The sequence below is a fragment of the Domibacillus indicus genome (assembly GCF_000970685.1).
Classification (GTDB): Bacteria; Bacillota; Bacilli; order Bacillales; family Domibacillaceae; genus Domibacillus; species Domibacillus indicus.
Window position 1 is genome coordinate 75,561 of sequence record NZ_LAJB01000009.1, and the last position, 7,949, is coordinate 83,509.

Here is a 7,949-nt window from a genome sequence, read left to right on the forward strand (position 1 = left end):
GCCGTTTTTTATTTTTCGCTTTCTAGCTCCGTTACGACAATTTCCGGCCGGTTAAAAATGCGCTGAGGCACTCCGCTGTTGCCAAGACCGCGGTTCACAATCATTGTCGATTCGCCTATCGCATGCGAGCCTCCCGTATACTTCGGGAAAAAACCCTGCCCGGGCGCATAAAGTCCTCCAACAAATGGAATCCGGATCTGCCCGCCGTGCGCGTGGCCGGTAAATGTTAAATCAATGCCCTGTTCTGCATAAAAAGCAAACAGCTCAGGACGATGAGAAAGCAAAATGGTGTACTGCCCCGGATTTTCAAGCGTTTGCCGCGCCATAAAAAGCGCATCGTCCGGTTCCGTCATAAGCGGGTCATCAATGCCAATCAAGCTGATCCGGCTGTTCCCCCGCTGCAGCGTTACGCTTTCATTCCGAAGCACTGTTACCCCCAGTTCCCGCAGGCGCTGTTCTTTTTCTACAAACACCTGCCATTCATGGTTGCCGGTTACAAAATAAACCGGGGCAATTTTCACCATTTCCTCCATCAGCTGATAGCCTGCTTCCTCGTCATTTTTACGCCGGTCGATTAAATCCCCGGTAAAAAAAATAACGTCGGGCTGTTCGGCTTTTACTTTTTCCGCAAGCCTCTGCTGCCGGCTGCCAAAGCGCTTGCTGTGCAAATCCGACAGCTGAACGATCCGGTATCCGTCGAATTCGGCCGGAATATCAGCGGATTTAATGGAAATGGCCGTAATGCTTAGCACACTGTTTTGAACATACGAAAATACCAGGACCATAACAAGCAAAAGAATGACTATAAAAATCCGCTTCCTGCGCAATGCTTTCACCTCATTCCATCACCTCTTCTTTTCTTCCATTCTTCTTCAAGCAAGCTCATTTCCCATAAACTCCAATACTCGCCGCCAAACTTGCGGGCGTCCCGAAGCAGGCCTTCTTTTTGAAATCCCGCTTTCTCATAGCAGGCAATAGCCGCATGATTAAAATTAAAAACCCCGAGGCTGAGGCGGTGTAATCTATGGATGCCAAACGCAATTTCCGCCACAGCTTCAATTAAGTGATATCCCATTCCCCGGCCGCGCATGGATTCGTCTCCAATCAGCACTTTCCCGATACGGGCCGATTCATTGCGCCGGTCGAGCTGCAGAGAAGCATGCCCAATGACCCGCCCGGTTTCCGTATGAACTGCTTTATAAACAAAGGTATTCGACGCAGCATCGTTTGCTTCCTTTATGTACTGCTCCAGCTGATAAATGTGCAGCGGAAAGGCAAAGCCCGTCCCCGCCCATTGAATCATAAATTCTTCCGTAGGAATCCAGTTCATCAGCTGTGTGAAATCCTCCCGGGTAAAATAAGCAAGCTGAATCATTTGTCTCTCTCCTTTTATGATTCGTTTGTTGTATATTTCCATCGAAAATGCCCGGCAATGGGATTTGGATAAGATGAAAGCTTAATCTCAGAGGCAAAAGGCGGCGTGTTGTGAATCAAATACGGAATTCCGTCTTTTGTTCTTTTATCGGATATAATCCCTGCATGATCTGTGCCATCCAGATAGAAAACGACATCTCCCGGCTGCCACTGTGCCAAATTTTCAGGATCTCCCGGCTTCAGCTCCGTCGTCAGGGATTCAGCGGTCCGTTGGAAGAAAACGAGCTGGTTTGGCACTCTCCTGAAATCAATATTCGGGTCAGGATGCGGCGCTGTCCGGGGATAAAGAGACGGATTTCGGGAAATGTCCTGATTCATTTTTTCTTTTAGCGAAATTCCCGCTCCGGCAAAGCCGCGCCAGATTACGTCTGTACAAACCCCTTCCCCGTCCGGCGGATAGCCTCCCTCGTAATACGCGCTTTGATAAACGGTCCGGTTTTTCACTTCCAGGCGTGCCGTTTGAACAATGTCGATAGCATCCGGCACCCCGTTTTCATTTTGATCGGCTTTCGCGTAGTTCGTCTCCACTTTTATTTCCTCTTTAAACGGCCGCTCGAAATGAAGGCCGATCATATCCATAATCAGCCCGTTTCGAAAAAACAGGCAGAAAAACAAGATTGCGGCAAAAACAGCGGCCGCTGCGGTTATCCGTTTCTTTTTCATAAGCCCTCCATTTGCAGGCACTCTTGCTTTTGCCAATAAGATGCTGTAAGATTATCAAACAAATAATGGAATGAAAATTATTAAAAGAAAGAGGCTCTTTATGATTTTTGCTGCTTTTTTGATTCCTTCGATTTTAGCGGCCCTGCTGTTTTTAATAGCTGCTTCTTTTGCTAAAAAAAGCCTGGCCGGAAAAGATGTTCACAATGAAACCATTCTTGGTGCCGTGCTGTCCTTTTTTCTCGCTCTGTCGTTTTTGTTCAGTTTGTTGGTGTTTCAAGAGTTTTAAAAAACGGACCCCTCCAGGAGATCCGTTTTTTCGGTTATAAAACCCGCTTCATTGATTTAATGGTTTCTGAATGAAGCCCTTCATGGAACAGGCTGTATGTCAGCAATTCTTCAACAGAGTTCATTGACAGGCCTTTCGAGGTTGTAAATGGCTCAGCCAGTGGATACGGCAGCTTCGGTCCGGCCTGCTGTTCAATTCGCTCTGGCTGCTGCTCCAGCATTTTCCGCAGCTCATCGATTTTCGGAGGCTCTTCCTGCCAGTCCGCCGGCTTTGTGCCGCGCCCGAACCAGCCGTTAAATGCATCCGGCATCTTCATACCGTCACCCGTAAAATAAAACCCGAAACGCTCCTGGACAAGGTAAATATGTCCGAGGTTCCATTTAATATTATTATTAAAGCCTTTCGGTACAATAAGCGACGCCTCTTCATCGATTTCTTCTATTTCTTTTAACGTCTGGCTGCGTGCAAATGCCAGCTGCTTAAATAAAAAATCCGCCATAAAACTCCCTCTTTTCCTTGAATGTCTATCTTTTCCGCATAATCCGAAACGCATTATCCGCTTTTTCAAATCCTACTTTCGGATAAAAATCCATCGCTCCCGGAGCCGACAAAAGCACAAGCGTTACTTCCTCACCGAGCTTTTCTTCCACCCGCTTCAGCAGCTCGGCGCCAATTCCCTGTCCCTGCCATTCTTTTCTGACTGCCAGATCCGATATATAAGCGCAGTAAGAAAAATCCGTCACCACACGCGCGACCCCGATCAGCACTTCTTCTTCCCATGCTTCAGCAGTCAAATCCGCATGGCGGATCATTTTTTGCAGGCGCGGGAAATCGTCTGCCGGCCGGCGGATACCGGAAGAGTGAAATACTTCGGCAAGCTGCGGTGCCGTAATTCCAGAATTAACTCGATACACAATCGCCATTTAACAAGCTCCTTTGCGCACTTTATTGTTTTTCAATGGAAAACTCCGCTGCTAACGACTCGCCTCCAACCGTTTTGACGATCCGGTAGATTCCTTCTGAAAGCGGCTGTTTAAATAGTGACAGTGTAACTTCTTCAACAGCCATTTCACCGGGAGGGATAAAAAGGGCCACTTCAATAAACGCCGCCCCATCCTCAAACGGAACAGTCCGCCAGACGCCGTCCACTTTTTTATCCATTGTAAAATGCTTTCCATACATGACTTCCTGCTTGCTGCTGTTTTGAATTTCAATACTTATTGTTTCTTCATCCGGCGGGTAGGAATTTTGACCGGCTTTCATAGATATTTCTTTATGCTCAGCTGGAACAGCCTGCTGCTTTGCTTCTTCAAGCTGTTCATCGGGATTCTTTCCGCAGGCGGCAAGCCCCAGACAAAGAAGAAAGAAGAAAAAGAAAACTCCTTTTCTCATTTTACAGCCCCCTATTTTACACTTATTAACATTATAGTTTTATTGTCCCTATTAATCAATGTAGAATAAACGGCTGCTTCCATTCTCTCATACTTATTCAGTGGTTCCGGCTTTTTATTCCATTCTTTTCATGCTGTTGAAAAAAGATGGGCCATATCGCTTGTTTCACTGCATAAATGACCGATTTGTGAATTTTTTAGGGGGAATTCTTCAAAAACGGACGAAACGGCTCCTGACAAGTTTGTTTTTCAACACTGTAAAAAGAACTGCCTCTATTATATGAGGCAGCTCTTTTGAGTTACATCGTTTTTTCCGCTTTGTCCAGAAGATTTGTTGTCAAAATCGACAGTCCTTCTGTGGACTGGCTGATTTCCTGAATAGAAAGAACAATTTTATCAAGATCTTCTTTGTTCCGGCCAAACATCTTTAAGTAGTTTTCCATTTCAATATTCACTGTGGAAAGCCCGTTTTTCACTTGCTGAAGCTTCTGCCGGGACTGCTCATTTGATTGAGTAACATCTTCCATATGGCCGACAAGCCGGGTAATATTTGCATTATTCTCACTGATCAGTGTATTAATGCTGCTGCTCATCACTTTTGAATGTTCTGCAAGCTTCCGCACTTCACTTGCCACGACTGAAAAGCCTTTGCCATGCTCGCCGGCACGCGCTGCTTCAATCGACGCGTTTAACGCAAGCAGGTTTGTTTGGTCAGCAATGTCTTCAATTCCTCTGGTAATAGTGATGATTTCTTCGGAAGTTTGTTTTAATTCACTGATTCCTTCCAGTGAAATACTTACTTTTTCCGTCGACTGCTTAAACTTCTCTTCCATTTCTTCCATCTGCTCTTCGTTCTGGGCCGTTAAGCCGACCAGGTGTTTGCTGCTTTCTTCGGTCTGGCCTGTCTCCTGCAGAATCTGGGAAGCTCTCACACTCGTATCGGAAATAGCCGCTTCCGTTTGTTCAACGGAGGCCGCCACCTCCTGGCTGACCGAAACAATTTCCTGCTGCAGGGTATTTTTTGCTTCATTCGCCCGCTTTGCTTCCTGAATCCGGGCATTCATGTACTGGTCAATGACCATTTGCGCATCAAGATTCATGGCGTGTACAATCGCTTGAACGGCTTTTGCCAGCTGTTCGGGATCATGCTGAAAATGCTCCACAATTTTAGGAATAATGAGTGTTTGAAAAGCGGAATAAGAAGCGATAAACCAGGTAACCGGAACGGAATACCGGCTGTGGGTCTGGCCCATCCGTTTGCGCATTTCTAAAAAGGCTTCGTCCATCTTTCCTGTCAGCAAACTGCTGAAATACTCTCCAAACACTTTCTTTAACCGCTCTCTGCTCGAATGGTCCTGTGCAATCCGGGCCATTTCCGGGCTTTTCACCAGATGATCAAGCACTGTTTCCAGTACATCCTCCAAGATTCCATTCATAACCGGGGCCATTTCCCGCAGCATTTCTGTCTGCTCCTGTGTATAGCCCATGTAATAAAGGCGCGGAGCCAGGCTGCTGTCTGCTGCAGCAGCAATGGCCGATTTTTCTGGAAACCGGACAGCCGCTTGAAACCCGGCTTCTTTTTTATCTTTACGGAAAGAAAACATTGTCATCCTCCATCTTTTCATAAAATAGATTTGGTTTTATTATGAAAAAATAATTAGGACTTTGCAACTATGAATGTTCTGCCGATATACTGTTTTTACTGTGTTTACTGTTCTTTCCATAAATCTTTTTTTATTTGGCCCTCTACAAAGGACGGAGCTTTGATTCCAAGCAGTTCGTAAACGGTCGGCGCAAGATCAAGAGTCGATGTTTCTTCGATTGTTTTTCCTTCTTTAAAGGACGGACCAGCCGCAATAAAAACGGGCCGTAAATCCTGTTTTGTAGAATCGCCGCCGTGTGTGCCGAGTTCTGACGAAGGCCTGCTCACTCTGCCGGTGCCGTTCGCCATCATATAGCCAGGTGCCCCAATAAGCAGAATATCCCCTGAATGGGTGTGGTTAAGTGATTTTGCTTCCGATGACGAAAGAACCGTTTCGTACGGATGAATTGTCCGGTTAATGCCCGCCCGCCAGACATCTTTTATATTTTTCTCTGGAAGCCTGGACAACAATTGATCTTCCTTTCCCGACAAAGCGGCTTCGAGTGCTTGTTCTAATAGTTCACTTTGATTTTTCTGCTTTACTTCAGCCTGCTTAAAGGCATTCATGGTCTGTTTTCGAACCAGTTCGATTTCATCATCTGCTACAATGCCGTTTTTTTCTTTCGACCGGGCATTTATATACACATGCGCAGCCGATCCGCTCGGCACGGCATAGGCTTTTGTTTTTGAATAATCAATTTCTCCGTCCCGATCAACAGCAAGCAGGCCTGCCTCTTTTAGTACGGCATTCGGCTCGAGCATGGTGTGGGCTGCTTCCATGCCGTGATCCGACACGATAAATAAGTGGTCGTTTTCATCCATTGCTTTCATCGTTTTGCCGATTGTGTCGTCCGCCTGCCTGTACGCCCATTTTACATAGCTTTCATACAGGTCCGCTTTTTCTTTCGTGTAACCGGGCTGGCGTGGATCCGTTAATGTGTAGTGATGAGCTTCGTGATCAATTTCGGGCGCATAAAAAAAGAGAACATCGGGCTTATAGTTTTGTTTTATATAAAGCGAAACATCAGTAGTCCACTGAATAAAGCGGGCGCTGATTTCTTCATATTCCTTACGGGTAATCCATTTTTTCTCAAAGGCCTCATCCTCGGATTCAACCGGAAAAAAGCCGAATCGATCGGCAATGTCCTGTTTAAAACCAGCCGGTCCGTTAATTAAACCGGATGTAACGGACGTTTTAAAAAAGGGAACCGGTTCTGTTAAATCATTTCTTTCTTGTTTTATTTTAAAAGCAAAGCCGGCCTGCTCTTCACTGCCCAGATCAAGTGAAACAGTTCCCCATTCATTGCTTTTCGCCGTGCCGTCTCCTTTGTTCACCTGCTTGTTTTCAGAGACAATAAATTGATCATAGTTTGGTTTATGATCATCTGTTGTATCCACCGCAAGGATGTGGAGAACCCGGTTTTTTGCTCCCTTCAGCTTCAAGGGCAGGACCGCTTCCTTTAATGGTGTAAAGCTTTCAGGAGCATGCAGCCAGCCAGCCGCTTTTTGAAAGGAAAGCTGGTCCAGGCTGCTTTTCGCCCGGGCATCGCCGTAAAAAACGGAATAATCCGCTGCCTGATTTTTTGTTTCGGGGTTTGCGCCGGGAAAAGCTACGGTTGCGGTTGTTTTTCCCTGACGTTTCGCTTCACTCCAGATCGGGGGCACGCTAATAGTGGTATGAAATGCATCGTCTTTATTGCTGAATTTCTTTTGAGGATCGTGAAATTGATTGCTGACGATTCCGGTTTTCCCCGGCGCTGCGCCGGTTGACATCGCAGCATGTGATGGTGCTGTGAGAGACGGGGTAATGGTTTCTGGCTTTTTCGCCCATACTCCTTTTTCTACAAGCGCCTCTAAAGAAGGCAGCTCTCCCGTTTTTATATATTGCTTCGTTATATCCTGCCGCATGCCATCAAAGGAGATGACCATTACGTCCTGGTCTTCCGGCTGGGACTCTGCTCCTGCCTGGCCTGAAAACAGGCTCAGTCCAAGAAACAGCCCTGCTGCTGGCAACAATAGCTTCTTCATCTTTTCTCATCCTCTTCTGTATTCGCTCTGTGCTGTTATATGTGTCTCTACCCTTTAAAAGCAGAGAATAGGCATGCTTTTTTTTGGGAATTCTGCTATAAATAAAGAGGTTCTATTTTGCAGGGAAGCGGGTATACTGAATACTATTATTTTAACAGTGAAAGGTTGAAAGCCATGTTTATCAAAACCGTCTACGTAAGCGGGCTTACACCGCAAATGGCCAAATCGATTGTCCACGTGGCCAGCCAGTATGTATCCGATGTCGAGCTTGATTATCAGGGACGAAAAGTCAATGTCAAATCCATTCTTGGTGTTCTGTCACTCGGGACCGTCCGCGGTGAAATGACCTTAACGACAAAAGGACCCGATGAATACGAAGCTTTAAAAGCAATGAGCGCCGCAATGGAACAAACGGAAACACGCCCTGCTTCCTGACAGGGCGTGTCAGGCTGTTGACAAACGCTTGCTTTGGGCGTCACTTTCCGTCTGTGAATGCTCATGACCC

At 46.3% G+C, this 7,949-nt stretch carries 10 protein-coding genes; 2 read left to right on the forward strand and 8 right to left on the reverse strand.

Going from position 1 to position 7,949, the window contains the following annotated elements; translation table 11 throughout:
- Positions 1 to 8: 8 nt before the first annotated feature.
- From VP98_RS12220 to VP98_RS12230, 3 genes are read right to left on the reverse strand one after another with little or no spacing between them, the layout of a single operon-like run.
- Positions 9 to 785: a metallophosphoesterase gene (locus tag VP98_RS12220; RefSeq protein ID WP_046175691.1), complete on the reverse strand. Its 777-nt coding sequence runs from the start codon at positions 783 to 785 to the stop codon at positions 9 to 11.
- A 47-nt stretch (positions 786 to 832) separates the two neighbouring features.
- Complete coding sequence (locus VP98_RS12225) at positions 833 to 1,375, reverse strand: GNAT family N-acetyltransferase (protein WP_046175670.1); 543 nt, start codon at positions 1,373 to 1,375, stop codon at positions 833 to 835.
- A 14-nt stretch (positions 1,376 to 1,389) separates the two neighbouring features.
- On the reverse strand, positions 1,390 to 2,097 hold the full coding sequence (locus VP98_RS12230; protein WP_046175671.1) for a DUF1287 domain-containing protein: 708 nt from the start codon (positions 2,095 to 2,097) through the stop codon (positions 1,390 to 1,392).
- A gap of 100 nt (positions 2,098 to 2,197) precedes the next feature.
- Between VP98_RS12230 and VP98_RS12235 the strand changes: the two genes are divergently transcribed.
- On the forward strand, positions 2,198 to 2,383 hold the full coding sequence (locus VP98_RS12235) for a hypothetical protein (RefSeq protein WP_046175672.1): 186 nt from the start codon (positions 2,198 to 2,200) through the stop codon (positions 2,381 to 2,383).
- Between the two features lie 34 nt (positions 2,384 to 2,417).
- On the opposite strand, the gene VP98_RS12240 is transcribed toward VP98_RS12235, so the two are convergent.
- From VP98_RS12240 to VP98_RS12260, 5 genes are all read right to left on the reverse strand, one after another.
- A complete protein-coding gene (locus VP98_RS12240; protein ID WP_046175673.1) occupies positions 2,418 to 2,882 on the reverse strand; it encodes a DinB family protein in 465 nt (154 codons plus the stop codon).
- A gap of 25 nt (positions 2,883 to 2,907) precedes the next feature.
- The gene (locus VP98_RS12245; RefSeq protein ID WP_046175674.1) at positions 2,908 to 3,306 is read right to left on the reverse strand and encodes a GNAT family N-acetyltransferase; all 399 of its coding nucleotides are present in this window, start codon (positions 3,304 to 3,306) and stop codon (positions 2,908 to 2,910) included.
- A gap of 22 nt (positions 3,307 to 3,328) precedes the next feature.
- Positions 3,329 to 3,775 (reverse strand): immunoglobulin-like domain-containing protein, encoded by a 447-nt coding sequence (locus VP98_RS12250; RefSeq protein WP_046175675.1) that lies wholly within the window; start codon positions 3,773 to 3,775, stop codon positions 3,329 to 3,331.
- A gap of 298 nt (positions 3,776 to 4,073) precedes the next feature.
- Positions 4,074 to 5,378 carry a globin-coupled sensor protein gene (locus VP98_RS12255; protein WP_046175676.1) on the reverse strand — a complete coding sequence of 435 codons (1,305 nt, stop codon included), beginning with the start codon at positions 5,376 to 5,378 and terminating at the stop codon, positions 4,074 to 4,076.
- Positions 5,379 to 5,482: 104 nt separating this feature from the next.
- A complete protein-coding gene (locus VP98_RS12260) occupies positions 5,483 to 7,444 on the reverse strand; it encodes an alkaline phosphatase family protein (protein WP_046175677.1) in 1,962 nt (653 codons plus the stop codon).
- A gap of 117 nt (positions 7,445 to 7,561) precedes the next feature.
- On the opposite strand from VP98_RS12260, the gene VP98_RS12265 reads away from it, so the two are divergent.
- Positions 7,562 to 7,879: an HPr family phosphocarrier protein gene (locus VP98_RS12265; RefSeq protein WP_052712231.1), complete on the forward strand. Its 318-nt coding sequence runs from the start codon at positions 7,562 to 7,564 to the stop codon at positions 7,877 to 7,879.
- The last annotated feature ends 70 nt before the right edge of the window (positions 7,880 to 7,949 follow it).